Source organism: Streptomyces sp. NPDC056224 (assembly GCF_042267665.1).
Lineage (GTDB): Bacteria > Actinomycetota > Actinomycetes > Streptomycetales > Streptomycetaceae > Streptomyces.
This window is the reverse complement of sequence record NZ_JBHJTK010000008.1, coordinates 1-16,036: the sequence shown is the minus strand read 5'-3', so window position 1 is coordinate 16,036 and position 16,036 is coordinate 1. Positions and strand designations below refer to the sequence as shown.

Annotated in this window: 14 protein-coding genes and 1 riboswitch; of the genes, 9 read left to right on the top strand and 5 right to left on the bottom strand. The window is 70.8% G+C overall.

The genetic code is table 11. The features are described 5' to 3' along the window. Positions 1–507 precede the first annotated feature (507 nt). Positions 508–1,293: a glucosamine-6-phosphate deaminase gene (nagB, locus tag ACFCZ1_RS13215; RefSeq protein ID WP_376678480.1), complete on the top strand. Its 786-nt coding sequence runs from the start codon at positions 508–510 to the stop codon at positions 1,291–1,293. A gap of 152 nt (positions 1,294–1,445) precedes the next feature. Here the strand turns inward: nagB and ACFCZ1_RS13210 are convergent, their stop codons facing one another. From ACFCZ1_RS13210 to ACFCZ1_RS13195, 4 genes are all read right to left on the bottom strand, one after another. After that, entirely contained in the window at positions 1,446–2,945 is a 1,500-nt protein-coding gene (locus ACFCZ1_RS13210; protein ID WP_376678479.1) for a glycoside hydrolase family 3 protein, read from the bottom strand. Positions 2,946–2,952: 7 nt separating this feature from the next. Then, positions 2,953–3,732 carry a carbohydrate ABC transporter permease gene (locus ACFCZ1_RS13205; RefSeq protein WP_376678655.1) on the bottom strand — a complete coding sequence of 260 codons (780 nt, stop codon included), beginning with the start codon at positions 3,730–3,732 and terminating at the stop codon, positions 2,953–2,955. A gap of 125 nt (positions 3,733–3,857) precedes the next feature. Next, entirely contained in the window at positions 3,858–4,877 is a 1,020-nt protein-coding gene (locus ACFCZ1_RS13200; RefSeq protein ID WP_376678478.1) for a carbohydrate ABC transporter permease, read from the bottom strand. Positions 4,878–5,039: 162 nt separating this feature from the next. After that, positions 5,040–6,323, bottom strand: coding sequence for an extracellular solute-binding protein (locus tag ACFCZ1_RS13195; RefSeq protein WP_376678477.1), 1,284 nt, complete (start codon positions 6,321–6,323; stop codon positions 5,040–5,042). 292 nt (positions 6,324–6,615) lie between these two features. Between ACFCZ1_RS13195 and ACFCZ1_RS13190 the strand changes: the two genes are divergently transcribed. The 6 genes from ACFCZ1_RS13190 (at position 6,616) to ACFCZ1_RS13165 (ending at position 14,285) form a co-directional block, all read left to right on the top strand. Further along, positions 6,616–7,380, top strand: a complete 765-nt coding sequence (locus ACFCZ1_RS13190) for a GntR family transcriptional regulator (protein ID WP_376678654.1) — start codon at positions 6,616–6,618, stop codon at positions 7,378–7,380. Positions 7,381–7,528: 148 nt separating this feature from the next. Then, complete coding sequence (locus ACFCZ1_RS13185) at positions 7,529–9,751, top strand: carbon starvation CstA family protein (protein WP_376678653.1); 2,223 nt, start codon at positions 7,529–7,531, stop codon at positions 9,749–9,751. 20 nt (positions 9,752–9,771) lie between these two features. Beyond that, positions 9,772–9,978, top strand: a complete 207-nt coding sequence (locus ACFCZ1_RS13180; RefSeq protein WP_376678652.1) for a CstA-like transporter-associated (seleno)protein — start codon at positions 9,772–9,774, stop codon at positions 9,976–9,978. Positions 9,979–10,052: 74 nt separating this feature from the next. After that, the gene (locus tag ACFCZ1_RS13175) at positions 10,053–10,550 is read left to right on the top strand and encodes a GNAT family N-acetyltransferase (RefSeq protein WP_376678476.1); all 498 of its coding nucleotides are present in this window, start codon (positions 10,053–10,055) and stop codon (positions 10,548–10,550) included. A 44-nt stretch (positions 10,551–10,594) separates the two neighbouring features. Next, positions 10,595–10,727: riboswitch (cobalamin riboswitch) on the top strand. A 142-nt stretch (positions 10,728–10,869) separates the two neighbouring features. Beyond that, complete coding sequence (locus ACFCZ1_RS13170) at positions 10,870–13,269, top strand: ribonucleoside-diphosphate reductase subunit alpha (protein WP_376678475.1); 2,400 nt, start codon at positions 10,870–10,872, stop codon at positions 13,267–13,269. Next, positions 13,269–14,285: a ribonucleotide-diphosphate reductase subunit beta gene (locus tag ACFCZ1_RS13165; protein WP_376678474.1), complete on the top strand. Its 1,017-nt coding sequence runs from the start codon at positions 13,269–13,271 to the stop codon at positions 14,283–14,285. Before ACFCZ1_RS13170 ends, ACFCZ1_RS13165 begins: the two co-directional genes overlap by 1 nt. A 75-nt stretch (positions 14,286–14,360) precedes the next feature. On the opposite strand, the gene ACFCZ1_RS13160 is transcribed toward ACFCZ1_RS13165, so the two are convergent. After that, positions 14,361–14,585, bottom strand: coding sequence for a hypothetical protein (locus ACFCZ1_RS13160; protein WP_376678473.1), 225 nt, complete (start codon positions 14,583–14,585; stop codon positions 14,361–14,363). Positions 14,586–14,667: 82 nt separating this feature from the next. On the opposite strand from ACFCZ1_RS13160, the gene ACFCZ1_RS13155 reads away from it, so the two are divergent. Both ACFCZ1_RS13155 and ACFCZ1_RS13150 read left to right on the top strand, forming a co-directional pair. Further along, positions 14,668–15,636, top strand: a complete 969-nt coding sequence (locus ACFCZ1_RS13155) for a helix-turn-helix domain-containing protein (RefSeq protein ID WP_376678472.1) — start codon at positions 14,668–14,670, stop codon at positions 15,634–15,636. Between the two features lie 151 nt (positions 15,637–15,787). Next, positions 15,788–15,979: a hypothetical protein gene (locus tag ACFCZ1_RS13150; protein ID WP_376678471.1), complete on the top strand. Its 192-nt coding sequence runs from the start codon at positions 15,788–15,790 to the stop codon at positions 15,977–15,979. Positions 15,980–16,036: the final 57 nt, after the last annotated feature.

Here is a 16,036-nt window from a genome sequence, read left to right as displayed (position 1 = left end):
CGCGACCACCTCCGGCTCCTCCCGGCTCGCCCCGTCGCGCGACTGCCGGGACCTCCCCCGGAGCACGGCTCCGGCGTATCCGGCCGCCCCCGCGCCTCCGTGTCGGCGGGCAGCACGCCGGTCGCCACATCGGCCCGGATCCGGCTCCCGAACGGCTCCGGGTTCGCGTTGCGCCGCTCGCGCAGGGCCTCGGCCACGCCGTCCGGGCACACCCGGCCTCCCGCCCGGTGTTCCACGTTCCCCCGGGCCGACGCGGCGGAGGAGGTCGCGGACGTCGTGACCTTCCCGGCTTCGCCGGACTCCCGCCGACCCCGGGTGACGCCCCCCTGGACGCCACGTGCGGCCGCCGGCGAGCGCCGGTCCAGGGCGTGGCGCCGGTCCCGGTGCCCGGGAGGCCGGGCACCGGTATCCGGATCACCATGGATAACGGCGGGACCCCCGTCGACGGCGGCCACCTCTGCTAGATTGGTCTATACCACATCACGACTCCAGATCGGCAGGCCCCGCGTGGAAGTTGTCATCGTCCCGGACGCCAAGGCAGGCGGCGAGCTCATCGCGGAGGCCATGGCCGCCCTGGTCCGCCGCAAGCCCGACGCCCTGCTCGGCGTGGCGACCGGCTCTACCCCGCTGCCCGTCTACGAGGCCCTCGCCGCCAAGGTGAAGGCGGGGCAGGTCGACGCCTCCAGGGCTCGGATCTGCCAGCTCGACGAGTACGTGGGCCTGCCGGCCGGGCACCCGGAGTCCTACCGCGCCGTGGTGCTGCGCGAGGTGGTCGAGCCGCTCGGCCTGTCCGAGGCCTCCTTCATGGGCCCCGACGGCTCGGCGGCGGACATCGTCGCCGCGTGCGCGGCCTACGACCGTGCCCTGGCCGCGGCGGGCGGCGTCGACCTCCAGTTGCTGGGCATCGGCACGGACGGCCACATCGGCTTCAACGAGCCCTGCTCCTCGCTGGCCTCCCGCACCCGGATCAAGACGCTGACCGAGCAGACCCGCGTGGACAACGCGCGGTTCTTCGGCGACGACATGGACCAGGTGCCGCACCACGTCATCACCCAGGGGATCGGCACCATCCTCGACGCCCGCCACCTGGTCCTGCTGGCCACGGGCGAGGGCAAGGCCGATGCCGTCGCGCAGACCGTCGAGGGTCCGCTGTCGGCGCTGGTCCCGGCCTCCGCGCTGCAGCTGCACCCGCACGCGACCGTCGTCGTGGACGAGGCCGCCGCCTCGAAGCTGAAGCTGGCCGAGTACTTCCGGCACACGTACGCCGACAAGCCGGCCTGGCAGGGCCTGTAGCCGTCAGGGCACGCAGGGCCGGGCTCCCCCTGAGGGGTGTCCGGCCCTTCGTACGTGCGGGTGCGGGGCGCGGGCGCGGGCGCCGCCGCGCGAACGCGACGAAGCCGGGCACCACCCCTGGGACGGGTGCCCGGCTTCGGCTCGGCGCGGGTTCACGCCCCCGCGATGACCTCGGCGGCGGCGCGGCCGCAGACGCGCGAGGCGCCGTGCGTCGCGATGTGCAGGGCGCCGCGCGGCTGCGCCTGCGGGAGGCCCATCTCGACCACGACCGTGTCCGGCCGCGCCGCGACCAGCGCGTCCAGGGCCCGCGTCATCCACGGGTGCCGGTGCGCGTCACGGACCACCGCCACGACGGTCCGGTCCCCCGCCGCCGCCAGGACGTCCCCGGCCGAGGCCCCCTCCGGGTAGACGCCCGCCTGCGTGCCCGGGAGCAGCGAGCCCAGTTCCGCGGCCACCCCCCACGGGGTCTCGTCCCCCACCGCGATGTTCGCGACGGGCGCGAGCGTGGCCACGTACGGGGCGGACAGCGGGGTGGTCGAGCCGGTGACCAGCAGCGCCCGGCGGGCGGCCGTCAGTCCGATGCCGGACGCGCGGCTCCCCTCCGGCCGCGCGTCCGGGCGGGCCCCGCGGGTCCACGCGGCCAGCGCGCGGACCCGGGCTGCCGCTTCGGCGAGCCGCTCCTGCGGGAGCGAGCCCTCGTGTACGGCCGCGACGAGCGCGTCGCGCAGCCGCAGCACGGTCGCCTCGTCGGCGAGCCCCCCGCCGACGCAGATCGCGTCGGCCCCGGCCGCGATGGCCAGGACCGAGCCGCGCTCGATCCCGTACGTCCCGGCGATGGCGTTCATCTCCATGCCGTCGGTGACGATCAGGCCCTCGTAGCCGAGTTCCTTGCGCAGCAGGCCGGTGAGGATCTGCGGGCTGAGGGTGGCGGGGCGGGTCGGGTCGAGGGCGGGCACCAGGATGTGCGCGCTCATCACGGCCTTGGTGCCGGCCTCGATGGCCGCCCTGAAGGGGACGAGCTCGCGGGCGTGGAGGGTGTCCAGGTCCACGTCGATGCGCGGCAGCGCGTGGTGCGAGTCGACGTTGGTGTCGCCGTGGCCGGGGAAGTGCTTGGTGCACGCGGCGACGCCGGCGGCCTGGAGGCCCTCCACGTACGCGGCGGTGTGCCGGGCCGTCAGGTCGGTGTCGGCGCCGAACGACCGTACGCCGATCACCGGGTTGTCCGGGTTGGAGTTGACGTCGGCGGACGGGGCCCAGTTCAGGTTGACCCCGCACTCGGCGAGGCGCCGGCCCAGTTCGCGGGCGACGTCCCGGGTCAGGGTGGTGTCGTCGACGGCGCCGAGGGCCAGGTTGCCGGGGAAGGACGAGCCGCCCCGGACTTCCAGGCGGGTGACGTCGCCGCCCTCCTCGTCGATCGCGACCAGGACGTCGTCACGCTCCGTACGCAGCTGCGCGGTCAGCGCGGCGAGCTGCTCGGGCGAGGTGATGTTGCGGCCGAACAGGCCCACGGCGGTGAGGCCCGCGCCGATCTGGCGCAGCAGCCAGGCGGGGGCGGTGGTGCCCTCGAAACCGGGCTGGAGGACCGCGAGCGCGTCCCTGGTCAGGGCATCGTTCGCATCGGACGCGGCGGCGCGGTGCGCAAGGACAGTCATGGGGCCGTTATCCCTTCACGGCCCCGGCGGTCATGCCGCCGACGGCCTTGCGCTGGAGGAAGATGAAGATCAGCAGGACCGGGACCGCGAACAGCGAGGAGGCGGCCATGGTGGCGCCCCAGTCGTTGCCGAACGCGCTCTGGAACTCGGTCAGCCACAGCGGCAGGGTCTGGGCGGTCTTGTCCTTGTTCAGGATCAGGACCATCGCGAACTCGTTCCAGGCGGTGATGAAGCCGAACAGCGAGGTGGACATCAGGCCCGGGGCCAGCAGGGGGAAGATCACCTTGCGGAAGGCCTGGCCGCGGGTGCAGCCGTCGATCTGGGCGGCCTCCTCCAGCGTCACCGGAACGGCGGCGATGAAGCCGCGGAGGGTCCAGATGGTGAAGGGGAGGACCATCACGAAGTAGATCGCGGTGAGCAGCGGGAGGCTGTTGAGGACCTCGGCGTCGCGGGCGATCATGTACATCGCGATGACCATGACCTCCCAGGGGGCCATCTGGGCCGTCATCACGGCGAGGACGAGACCCTTGCGGCCCTTGAACCTCATGCGGGCGATGGCGAAGCTCGCGGCCAGGGCGACGAGCAGGGCCAGCAGGACGGCTCCGACGGTGACCAGGACGCTGTTGGTGACGTACGTCCAGAAGTTGTCGACCCCGGTGGCCTTGGTGAAGTTGTCCAGCGTCGGGGTGAAGACGAAGACCGGGTCCTTGGTGAGGATCTCGCCGGACGGCTTGAGCGCCGAGGAGAACATCCAGTACACGGGGAAGACGAAGACGAGGGCCAGCAGGAGCGCGCCGAGGTTCTTGGCGACGGCTCCGGGGCGGACCGGCCGGCGCGTGCGGAGCTTCTGCCCGGGCGTGCGGAGCTTCTGCCCGGGCGTGGGGGCGGCGGCCTTCGGGGCGGTGGTCGTGCTCACTGCTCCTCCTCCTGCTTCAGGATCAGGCGGAAGTAGAAGGACATGACGATCACGAGGATCAGGATCGTCAGGACGGAGATCGCGGCGGCGAGGCCGTAGTGGGCCTGGCTCTGGCCCTCGACGTAGGCGAAGACCGGCAGGATCTCGGAGGCGCGGTCGGGGCCGCCCTTGTTCATCGCGTAGACCTGGGTGAAGGCCTTGAAGACCCAGATCACCTCGAGGAACGTGGTGATGAGGAAGAAGGGCTTGAGGTTCGGGAAGACGATCTTCCAGAAGGTCTGCCAGCCGTTGGCCCCGTCCATCCGGGCGGCCTCGTACAGCTCGGCGCCGACCGTGGTGAGGCCGGCGTACATGTTGAGGGCGACGAAGGGGATGGAGCCCCAGACGACCAGGATCGTGACGATCACGAGGGTGGAGAGGCCGGTCTCCATCCAGTTGTGCTGTTCGTAGCCGGTGAAGCCGGCGGTGCGCATGACCCAGTTCATGACGCCGAACTGCTCGTCGAACAGCCACTTGAAGACCTGTACGGACGCGACGATCGGCATGGCCCAGGCCATCACCAGCGCCATCGACAGGACCAGGCGCATCTTCGTGCCGAGCCGGTTCAGCAGGATGCCGATGAGGCTGCCGAGCGTCATGATCAGCGCGACGTTGGCCAGGGTGAAGGCGAAGCTGCGTACGACGACGGTCCAGAAGTTCGCGTCACCGAGGAGCTCGGTGTAGTTGCCTAGTCCCGCGAACGGGTACTTCCGCTGGATGAACTCGATCTTGTTGATGTCCTGGAAGGACAGGATCACGTTCTTGATCAGCGGGTACAGCAGGAGCGTTGCGAGGGCGAGCACCGCGGGCCCGACCAGCAGGTAGGGCAGCCACCCCGAGGGGAGCGGCTTCCTGCCCCCGCGAGGAGACGTACGACTGGGGCCGGTTGACGTGGTGGGCCCCTCGGGCCGCCCGGCGGACTTCAGTGGTGCGTCCTGTGGAGCGCTGGTCATCGCTCCCTGGGAATGCACGGTCATGTCTGGCTTCCTCGCGGTTGACTGTGGAGTCAAATGCGCGACCGGGGGCACGGCGGGCGGCTGGGCGCCTGCCGCACCCCCCGGTGCGTTCACACTGCTGGGTCGTGCGGGTCCTGCGGGTCGTTCCGGTGCTGCGGATCGTTCCGGTGCTGCGGGTTGCGGCTACTTGTTGATGCGGCTCGCGATTTCCTTGTCCGCGTCCGCGCCCGCCTTGGCGGCGTCCTCACCCTTCAGGACCTTGGTCATGAACTCCTTGACGGGGTTCGGCTCGGTCTCGACGTTCGCCCAGCCCGGCGTGACCGGGGTGATCTTGCCGTTGACTCCGGCCTTGCCCATGGCCTCGGCGAAGGAGCCCGCGGCGGGGGCGAAGTTCGCGCCGGCCTGGTTCGGGAGCAGCGCGCCCTTGGTCTCGGCGGCGTACTTGGTCATCTGGTCCTTGCCTGCGGCGAGGGCCAGCCACTCCTTGGCGAGCTCCTTGTTCTTGGAGCGCTCGGCGACCGCGAGGTTCGAGCCGCCGAGGAAGACGGTGCTGGTCTTGTCGGCGGTCTTGCCGGGGATCGGGAAGTAGCCGAAGTCGGCCTCCTTGCCCGCCTCCTTCAGGGCCTTCTCCGCACCGCCGGCCTCCCAGCCGAGACCGATCCACGACGAGACGCCGCCCTTGGGAACGATGTCGGTGGACTGCTGCGGGTTGGCCTCGTCCTTGTCCTTGGGGGCGGTGGAGAAGGACTGGAGCTTCTTGTAGAACTCCATCGCGGAGGCGGCCTGCGGAGTGCCGAGCCCGCCCTTCCACTTCCCGCCGTCCTGGACGGCCAGGTCGCCGCCCTCGTCCCAGATGAGGCCCGCGAGGACGTACCAGCTCTGGCCGGGCAGGTAGATCGGCTGCGAGGCCGGGTCGGCCGCCTTCAGCTTCTCCAGACCGGCGATCCACTCGTCGCGGGTCTTCGGCGGGGTGACGCCGGCCTTCTCGAAGGCCTTCTTGTCGTAGATGACGACGCGGTTGGCGGCGTACCAGGGGGCGGAGTAGAGCTTGCCGTCGACCTCGGCCGAGGCGAGCATGCTCTTCTGCCAGGCGTCGGCGCCGAGCTTGGCCTTGTCCTTCGTCAGGTCGGCGAGGCCGCCGGTGACCGCGTAGCCGGCGGTCTGGGTGTTGCCGAGCTCAAGAACGTCCGGAGGGGTGTTCTCGGAGAGGGCGGTGGTGACCTTCTCCTGAATGCCGGTCCACTTCTGCTCCTCGACCTTGACCGTGACACCGGGGTGCTTGGCCGAGAACTCCTTGTTGACCTCGTCGATCCAGGCCTTCGGCGCGGAGCCGTCCATCACCCAGACGGTGATCTCCTTGGCGCCACCCGCGTCGGTCGTGCCCTTGTCGTCACCGCCGTTGCCGCACGCCGCGACTCCGGCCATCATGCCCGCGACACTGACCGCCGCGATGAGCTTGCGCTTCACGCCACCCTCCTCAGGGATGCTGCCTGCAACTTCCCTCGCCCGCCGCGGTGACGTACGTACCGAGTACTGCCCGTGGGGCCGGGATCTGATCCATATTGGTGTAGACCAGTAGCTGGAGCTTGGCCTAGACCTTTAGGGGTGTCAAGGGTCTAATGAGCGGGTGATCGGTCCGTTATCGGACCGACACCTGGGGAGAGAGAAGGCCTGTCCCCCCACACGTGTCACGATGTGACCGCACATATCGGAGGAGCCGGTGACGGCAGCGAAACTGGAGTCGGGAAGGCGGGCGGCGATGGCCACCGAAGGGGCGACCACGGAGCCGGAAGGCGGGGCGGCCACCCGCACGGCGCGCGTACCCAAGTACTACCGACTCAAGCGGCACTTGCTCGACATGACCGAAACGCTGCCGCCCGGCACGCCGGTGCCGCCGGAGCGCACGCTCGCGGCCGAGTTCGACACCTCGCGGACCACCGTCCGCCAGGCCCTCCAGGAGCTCGTCGTCGAGGGGCGGCTGGAACGGATCCAGGGCAAGGGGACCTTCGTCGCCAAGCCCAAGGTCTCACAGGCGCTCCAACTGACCTCGTACACCGAGGACATGCGCGCCCAGGGGCTGGAACCGACCTCCCAGCTCCTCGACATCGGCTACGTGACCGCCGACGACACCCTCGCCGGGCTGCTCAAGATCAACACCGGCGGACGGGTCCTGCGCATCGAGCGCCTGCGGCTGGCCAGCGGTGAGCCGATGGCCATCGAGACCACCCATCTCTCCGCCAAGCGCTTCCCCGCCCTGCGCCGCTCGCTCGTCAAGTACACCTCCCTCTACACCGCGCTCGCCGAGGTGTACGACGTCCACCTCGCGGAGGCCGAGGAGACGATCGAGACCTCGCTGGCCACCCCGCGCGAGGCGGGCCTGCTCGGCACCGACGTCGGGCTGCCGATGCTGATGCTCTCCCGGCACTCCCTGGACGCGGACGGCGAGCCGGTCGAATGGGTGCGGTCGGTGTACCGCGGCGACCGGTACAAGTTCGTGGCCAGGCTCAAGCGGCCCGCCGTCTAGGGGGCGTGACCGGCAGGTCCACCGGGGCACGGCACGGGCACTAGCACTCCGGCCCGCAGACCGGAATACGGACGGGGTCTTACGTTCACCGGGCAATCCCCCGTAGATTCCCTGCGCTTACGCAGTGATCGACGAGGGGACGACAGCCATGGCGGAACCGCAAACTACTGGTACAGAACGGGACGCGGCGAGTCCGGGCGGCACTCCGGGCTCGCCGTCGCCGAAGTCCATCGCCGCGTGGGTACTCGTCGGCCTCATCGGCGCCCTCGGCTGGGCCGTGCTCGCCCTGTCCCGCGGCGAGGAGATCTCGGCCGCCTGGCTGCTCGCCGCCGCCCTGGGCTCGTACGCGATCGGCTACCGCTTCTACTCCCGGTTCATCGCGCACCGCGTGCTGAAGGTGGACAAGACGCGGGCCACCCCCGCCGAACGCCTCGACAACGGTGTCGACTTCCACCCCACCGACCGGCGGGTGCTCTTCGGCCACCACTTCGCGGCCGTCGCCGGCGCCGGCCCGCTCGTCGGCCCCGTGCTCGCCGCCCAGATGGGCTACCTGCCGGGCACCATCTGGATCGTCGTCGGCGTCATCTTCGCGGGCGCCGTCCAGGACATGGTCACGCTGTTCTTCTCCACGCGCCGCGACGGGCGCTCGCTCGGCCAGATGGCCCGGGACGAGATCGGCCCCGTGGGCGGAGCCGCCGCCCTCGTCGCCGTGTTCGCCATCATGATCATCCTGCTGGCGGTCCTCGCACTCGTCATCGTCAACGCGCTGGCGCACTCCCCGTGGGGCGTCTTCTCCATCGGCATGACCATCCCCATCGCCCTCTTCATGGGCTTCTACCTGCGCGTGCTGCGTCCGGGCCGGGTCACCGAGATCTCCGTCATCGGCGTCGCGCTGCTGCTGCTCGCCATCGTGGCGGGCGGCTGGGTCGCCGAGTCCTCCTTCGCCTCCACCTTCACGCTGGAGAAGGAGACGCTGGTCGTCTGGATGGTGGTGTACGGCTTCGTCGCGTCGGTGCTGCCGGTGTGGATGCTCCTCGCTCCCCGCGACTACCTCTCCACCTTCATGAAGATCGGCACGATCGCGCTGCTCGCGCTGGGCGTGGTGCTCGCGATGCCGACCCTGAAGATGCCCGCGGTCACCGACTTCGCGGCCCGCGGCGACGGCCCGGTCTTCGCCGGCTCGATGTTCCCCTTCGTCTTCATCACCATCGCGTGCGGGGCCCTGTCCGGCTTCCACTCGCTGGTCGCCTCGGGCACCACCCCGAAGATGATCCAGAAGGAGACCCAGATCCGGGTCATCGGCTACGGAGCGATGCTGGCCGAGTCCTTCGTCGCCGTCATGGCGATGATCGCCGCCTCGATCATCGATCCCGGCCTGTTCTTCGCCGTGAACTCCCCCGGCGGAGTCATCGGCACCACGGTCGAGACCGCCTCGGCGGCGGTGACCAACTTCGGCTTCGCCATCACCCCGGACGCCCTCGCCCAGGCGGCGAAGGACGTCGAGGAGGCCACCCTGCTGTCCCGTACGGGCGGCGCACCGACGTTCGCACTCGGAATGTCGGAGATCTTCTCGGCCGTCGTCGGCGGTGCCGGGATGAAGGCCTTCTGGTACCACTTCGCCATCATGTTCGAGGCGCTGTTCATCCTGACGACGCTCGACGCGGGCACCCGCGTGGGCCGGTTCATGCTCCAGGACACCCTCGGCAACGTGCACAAGTCCTTCAAGGACGTCAGCTGGAAGCCGGGTGTCTGGCTGGCGAGCGCCGCCGTCGTCCTCGCCTGGGGCTACTTCCTCTGGGTCGGCATCAAGGACCCGCTGGGCGGCATCAACCAGCTCTTCCCCCTGTTCGGGATCGCGAACCAGCTGCTCGCGGCGGTGGCCCTGGCCGTCTGCACCACGCTGCTGGTCAAGTCCGGCCGGCTGAAGTGGGCCTGGGTGACCGGTGTTCCGCTGGCGTGGGACGTGGCCGTCACGCTCACCGCGAGCTACCAGAAGATCTTCTCGCAGGACGTGAAGGTCGGCTTCTTCGCGCAGCGCGACAAGTACCAGGCCGGGATCGACGCGGGCAAGGTCCTGCCGCCGGCGAAGAACATGGACGACATGCACACCGTGGTCACCAACGCCACGGTGGACGGCGCCCTGTCGGCCCTGTTCGCGATCCTCATCGTCATCGTGCTGGCGGACGCGGCCCGGACCTGCTTCAAGGCCGTGAGCAGCCCGGAGTCCGTGAAGCTCTCCGAGGTCCCGTGGACCGAGTCGAAGATCATCGCCCCGGCCGGGCTGATCCCGACCGCCGAGGAGCGGTCGGAGCTCGGCGCGGCCGGCCTCGACTCGGGCGGCGGCCGGGTCAAGGAGCCGCTGTCCTCGTGAGCGGCCTCATGAGCGCCCTCATGAGCGGCCGTACGAGCCTGCGCGCCGCGCTGGCACGGGCCCGGTTCTACGTACGGGAGTTCACGGGGGAGGCGGCGTACGACCGGTACGTGGCCCACGCCCGCTCCCACGACCCGGACGCGCGGGTCCCGACCCGCCGTGAGTTCGAGCGGGCCCGTACGGACGCGCGCGAGGCGGACCCCCACGAGGGCTTCCGCTGCTGCTGAGGGGCAGCGAGAGGGCCCCGCCCGAAAGGCGGTTTCTAGGGGCCCTTCGCCGTGACTGCGGCACACTCGAATTCATGGGCATCACGATCAGGCCGGTGCGGCCCGCCGACTACGCGGAACTGGGCGAGGTCACCGCCCGGGCCTACCTCGCCGACGGGCACCTGGACTTCGGCGAGGACGACGCCTACCTGCTCGTGCTGCGCGACGTGGCCGGCCGGGCCGCAGACGCGGAGGTGCTCGTCGCCGAACGGGACGGGCGGCTCCTGGGCGGAGTGACCTTCGCCCCGCCCGGCAGCCCACTCGCCGACATCGCCGGCCCGGACGAGGCCGAGTTCCGGATGCTCGCCGTGGCCCACGACGCGCGCGGCCAGGGCGCCGGCGAAGCGCTGGTGCGGGCGTGCATCGAACGGGCCCGGGCCATCGAGGGCGTGACGGGGCTGGTGCTCTCCACCCAGCACTCCATGACCGGTGCCCACCGGATCTACGCGCGACTGGGCTTCGTCCGCACTCCCGAGCGGGACTGGGCGCCCATCGACGACCTGAGGCTGCTCGCCTACCGGTTGAAGCTGTAGCCACGCCGACACAACATGTAGGGGCTGCCGCATCCGGTCGCCCCCACATGTATGCTCATGCCTGCTGTCGCCGCAGGGGAATCCGGTGCGAATCCGGAACTGTCCCGCAACGGTATGAAGTGCACCGAATCGGTGCGTCCGCAAGTCCGAGGACCTGCCGACAGCGCGCCCGGCTCGACCGAACCGGGTGCCGATACGTCCGGGCCTCGCGGTTGGGCCGGTGGACGCCATGCGGTCTACGCGTTCCTGCCACGCCCGCATGCGCCCGCTCGCGCCCCGCCCCGCCGATGACCGGGCCGAGCGAGGGAGAGCTCCCGCCGTGACCATCGCGCCTTCCGCACCGCGCGCCGAGTCCGTTTCTGGCGACAACACCGAGGGCCCGGGGGCCGTGCTGCTGCGTACCCTCACCGAACTGACGGCGGACCTCCCCGACACGGACCCCGGCCGGGTCGCCGCCGCCGCACTGCGCGGCCGCAGCTCCGCCGCCGACGAGGCCGAACTGCGCGCGCTGGCCACCGAGGCCGCCGCCGGGCTCATCTCCGAGGACCCGGCGTACTCCCGCCTGGCCGCGCGGCTGCTGACGCTCGCCGTCCGTGACGAGGCCGCCGGCCAGGGCGCCACCTCCTTCTCCGAGTCGGTCGCGGTCGGACACCGCGAGGGGCTCATCGCCGACCGCACGGCCGAGTTCGTGCGCATCCACGCGAGCCGCCTGGACGCGCTGGTGGAGCACGCCCTCATCGAGGGCGCCGACGACCGCTTCGGCTTCTTCGGCCTGCGTACCCTGCACAGCCGCTACCTGCTGCGCCACCCGATCACCCGCCAGGTCGTGGAGACCCCGCAGTTCTTCATGCTGCGCGTGGCCTGCGGTCTCGCGGAGGACGAGAGCATGCGCGCCGTCGAGGAGGTGGCCTCGCTGTACCGGCTGATGAGCCGCCTCGACTACCTGCCCTCCTCCCCCACGCTCTTCAACTCCGGCACCCGGCACCCGCAGATGTCCTCCTGCTACCTGCTGGACTCCCCGCTGGACGAGCTCGACTCGATCTACGACCGCTACCACCAGGTCGCCCGCCTCTCCAAGCACGCCGGCGGCATCGGTCTGTCGTACTCCCGCATCCGCGCGCGCGGTTCGCTGATCCGCGGCACCAACGGCCACTCCAACGGCATCGTGCCGTTCCTGAAGACCCTCGACGCCTCCGTCGCCGCCGTGAACCAGGGCGGTCGCCGCAAGGGCGCCGCCGCCGTCTACCTGGAGACCTGGCACGCGGACATCGAGGAGTTCCTGGAGCTCCGCGACAACACCGGTGAGGACCAGCGCCGCACGCACAACCTGAACCTCGCCCACTGGGTGCCGGACGAGTTCATGCGCCGCGTGAACGCCGACGCCGACTGGTCGCTGTTCTCCCCGGCCGACGTGCCCGAGCTGGTCGACCTGTGGGGCGACGCGTTCGACGCCGCCTACCGCAAGGCCGAGGAGTCGGGCCTGGCCCGCAAGACCATGCCCGCCCGCGACCTGTACGGCCGGATGATGCGCACCCTCGCGCAGACCGGCCAGGGCTGGATGACCTTCAAGGACGCCTCCAACCGCACCGCGAACCAGACCGCCGAGCCGGGCTCGGTCGTCCACTCCTCGAACCTGTGCACCGAGATCATCGAGGTCACGAACGACGGCGAGACGGCCGTCTGCAACCTCGGCTCGGTCAACATGGGCGCGTTCGTCATCGACACGGCGAACGGTCGCGAGATCGACTGGGAGCGGCTGGACGAGACCGTCCGCACCGCCGTGACCTTCCTCGACCGCGTGGTGGACATCAACTTCTACCCGACCGAGCAGGCCGGCCGCTCCAACGCCCGCTGGCGTCCGGTGGGTCTGGGCGCGATGGGCCTCCAGGACGTCTTCTTCAAGCTGCGGATGCCCTTCGACTCCCCCGAGGCGAAGGCCCTGTCCACCAAGCTCTCCGAGCGGATCATGCTGGCCGCGTACGAGGCCTCCTGCGACCTCGCCGAGCGCAGCGGCCCGCTGCCCGCCTGGGACCGCACCCGCACGGCCCGCGGCGTCCTGCACCCGGACCACTACGACGTCGAGCTGAACTGGCCGGAGCGCTGGGACGCGCTGCGCGCCCGTGTCGCGAAGTCCGGCATGCGCAACTCGCTGCTCCTCGCCATCGCCCCGACGGCGACGATCGCCTCGATCGCGGGCGTGTACGAGTGCATCGAGCCGCAGGTCTCCAACCTCTTCAAGCGCGAGACGCTCAGCGGCGAGTTCCTCCAGGTCAACGCGTACCTGGTGGACGAGCTGAAGGAGCTCGGCGTGTGGGACGCCCAGACCCGCGAGGCGCTGCGCGAGTCCAGCGGCTCGGTGCAGGGCTTCGGCTGGATCCCGGCCGAGGTGCGCGAGCTGTACCGCACGGCGTGGGAGATCCCGCAGCGCGGTCTGATCGACATGGCGGCGGCCCGTACGCCGTTCCTCGACCAGTCGCAGTCGCTGAACCTGTTCCTGGAGACGCCCACCATCGGCAAGCTCAGCTCGATGTACGCGTACGCCTGGAAGCAGGGTCTGAAGACCACGTACTACCTGCGCTCGCGCCCGGCGACGAAGATCGCGCGTGCCGCGTCCGGCTCCGCCGTCCCCGCCGCCGCCACACCGCTCCCGCAGGCCGTCGACGCCGACGCCCTGGCCTGCTCCCTTGAGAACCCCGAGTCCTGCGAGGCCTGCCAGTGATGAGCTCCACCGACAAGAAGAACCTCCTGGACCCGGGCTTCGAGCTCACGCTGCGTCCGATGCGCTACCCGGACTTCTACGAGCGCTACCGGGACGCGATCAAGAACACCTGGACCGTGGAGGAGGTCGACCTCCACTCGGACGTCGCCGACCTCGCGAAGCTGACGCCCGCCGAGCAGCACATGATCGGCCGGCTCGTCGCGTTCTTCGCGACGGGCGACTCGATCGTCTCGAACAACCTGGTGCTGACGCTCTACAAGCACATCAACTCCCCGGAGGCGCGCCTGTACCTGTCGCGCCAGCTGTTCGAGGAGGCCGTGCACGTCCAGTTCTATCTGACGCTGCTCGACACCTACCTGCCCGACCCGGACGACCGCGCGGCCGCCTTCGACGCCGTCGAGGAGATCCCGTCGATCCGCGAGAAGGCGCAGTTCTGCTTCAAGTGGATGGACTCCGTCGAGAAGATCGACCGGCTGGAGACACAGGCCGACCGGCGCCGCTTCCTGCTGAACCTGATCTGCTTCGCAGCGTGCATCGAGGGCCTGTTCTTCTACGGCGCCTTCGCCTACGTGTACTGGTTCCGCAGCCGCGGCCTGCTGCACGGACTGGCCACGGGCACCAACTGGGTGTTCCGCGACGAGACCATGCACATGAACTTCGCCTTCGAGGTCGTGGACACGGTCCGCAAGGAGGAGCCGGAGCTCTTCGACGACGCGCTCCAGCAGCAGGTCACCGACATGCTGAAGGAGGCCGTGGAGGCGGAGCTGCAGTTCGGCCGCGACCTGTGCGGTGACGGCCTGCCGGGCATGAACACCGAGTCGATGCGCGAGTACCTGGAGTGCGTCGCCGACCAGCGCCTGGTCCGCCTCGGCTTCCCGCCTGTGTACGGCTCTCAGAACCCGTTCTCCTTCATGGAGCTGCAGGGTGTCCAGGAGCTGACGAACTTCTTCGAGCGCCGTCCGTCGGCCTACCAGGTCGCGGTCGAGGGCACGGTCGACCTGGACGAGGACTTCTAGCCCGTCCGCGCACGTGCGCCCGGAGCCGGAACGCGGGATCGCCGCGTTCCGGCTCCTCGCGTTCGGGGGCGGGGCTCAGTGGGCCATGCGTCCCCGGCGCCAGGTGACGAACCGGATGCCGCGCCGGCGCCGGGTGGGCGGCAGACCGCCCGCCCGCTGGCGGGGCAGCCACACCCGCCGGGTCGCGGCGGCCCGCAGCTGCCGGTCGATCCGCCGGTCGCCGCGCGCCCCGTACAGGCTGGGTCCGAGCAGGACGACGGCGATGGCCAGGACGGCGAGGTAGTTCAGAGAAGTGCTCATACCTCCACTGTCCGCCTGATCGGCCATGATCGACGAGTGGCAGGACTGTCATGGAAGACCGAATTACTGCCACACTGGGGTCATGCTGACCAACGTGGCCGTGCCCCTCGTCGACGGCGTCGCCCCGTTCGAGCTGGGGATCTTCTGCGAGGTCTTCGGAATCGACCGCAGCGACATGGGACTGCCGGTGTACGACTTCGCCGTGTGCGCGGCGGGGGACCGGCGCTCACCGACCGGCGACGGGCATTTCGAGGTCGTCGTCCCGCACGGCCTGGAGCGGCTGGAGAGCGCGGACCTCGTCTGCGTGCCGGCCGACCGCCGGGCCACGACCCGCGAGTACCCCGAGCCCCTGCTGGCGGCCCTGCGCCGGGCCGTGGACCGGGGGGCGCGGGTGCTGAGCGTGTGCAACGGGGCCTTCATGCTGGGCTCGGCCGGCCTGCTCGACGGCCGCCGCTGCACCACCCACTGGATGCACGCCCCGGCCCTGGCGCGCCGCTACCCGCGCGCCACGGTCGACCCCGACGTGCTGTACGTGGACGAGGGTCAGGTGATCACCTCGGCGGGCACCGCCTCCGGGATCGACGCCTGCCTGCACGTGGTCCGGCAGGAGCAGGGCGCCGAGGTGGCCAACACCATCGCGAGGCGGATGGTCGTACCGCCGCACCGGGACGGCGGGCAGGCCCAGTTCATCCGGCGCCCGCTCCCCCGCACGGCCTGTGACACGGTCGGCGAGGTGATCGGGTGGATGGCCCGCCACCTGGACGAGGAGATCACCGTCGAGCAGCTCGCCGAACGCGCGCACATGTCGCCCCGCACCTTCGCCCGCCGCTTCCTCCAGGAGACCGGCACCACCCCGTACCAGTGGGTCCTGCGCCAGCGGGTCCTGCTGGCGCAGGAGTTGCTGGAGTCCACCGACGGGACCGTCGACGCGATCGCGGGCCGCTGCGGCTTCGGCAACGCGGCCGCCCTGCGCCACCACTTCCTGCGGACGCTCGGCACCACACCGAACGCGTTCAGGCGCGCCTTCCGGGGGCCGCAGACCGCGGCCTGACCCATGCGCTCTGGCCGAGAAGCAGGGAACCTTTGGCCCAAACCAGGTCAGTATGTGGCCAATCGGTGTCGTACGGTGATGACGCCCGGCCTGGCCGCGCCCGCACAGCGCCCGGTCGCGCGCCGCTCACCACTGCCCAGGGGGGCCTCTCATGTCCCGTACCGCCCGCATCCTCACCGCCGCCGCCTTCGCCGTTCTGCTCGTCGGCGGCGCGACCGCGACCGCCTCCGCGGACAGCGGCTGGGGCTTCGCACCGACCGACAGCGGCTGGGGCTCCGCCCCGGCCGACGCCGCGGGGGACATCGTTCCCGCCGACAGCGGCTGGGGCTCTGCCCAGAGCTAGTCCGGAGCCGTGCGCACCTGTGGCAGGGCCCCGCTCCGGTTCCGGAGCGGGGCCCCG

What these genes read in the sequence shown, in the direction of transcription:
- ACFCZ1_RS13210 (WP_376678479.1), bottom strand. Translation starts at nt 2,945, where the DNA reads ATGACTGTCCTTGCGCACCGCGCCGCCGCGTCCGATGCGAACGATGCC.
- ACFCZ1_RS13200 (WP_376678478.1), bottom strand. Translation starts at nt 4,877, where the DNA reads ATGACCGTGCATTCCCAGGGAGCGATGACCAGCGCTCCACAGGACGCA.
- ACFCZ1_RS13190 (WP_376678654.1), top strand. Translation starts at nt 6,616, where the DNA reads ATGGCCACCGAAGGGGCGACCACGGAGCCGGAAGGCGGGGCGGCCACC.
- ACFCZ1_RS13185 (WP_376678653.1), top strand. Translation starts at nt 7,529, where the DNA reads ATGGCGGAACCGCAAACTACTGGTACAGAACGGGACGCGGCGAGTCCG.
- ACFCZ1_RS13180 (WP_376678652.1), top strand. Translation starts at nt 9,772, where the DNA reads ATGAGCGGCCGTACGAGCCTGCGCGCCGCGCTGGCACGGGCCCGGTTC.
- ACFCZ1_RS13175 (WP_376678476.1), top strand. Translation starts at nt 10,053, where the DNA reads ATGGGCATCACGATCAGGCCGGTGCGGCCCGCCGACTACGCGGAACTG.
- ACFCZ1_RS13165 (WP_376678474.1), top strand. Translation starts at nt 13,269, where the DNA reads ATGAGCTCCACCGACAAGAAGAACCTCCTGGACCCGGGCTTCGAGCTC.
- ACFCZ1_RS13160 (WP_376678473.1), bottom strand. Translation starts at nt 14,585, where the DNA reads ATGAGCACTTCTCTGAACTACCTCGCCGTCCTGGCCATCGCCGTCGTC.
- ACFCZ1_RS13155 (WP_376678472.1), top strand. Translation starts at nt 14,668, where the DNA reads ATGCTGACCAACGTGGCCGTGCCCCTCGTCGACGGCGTCGCCCCGTTC.
- ACFCZ1_RS13150 (WP_376678471.1), top strand. Translation starts at nt 15,788, where the DNA reads ATGTCCCGTACCGCCCGCATCCTCACCGCCGCCGCCTTCGCCGTTCTG.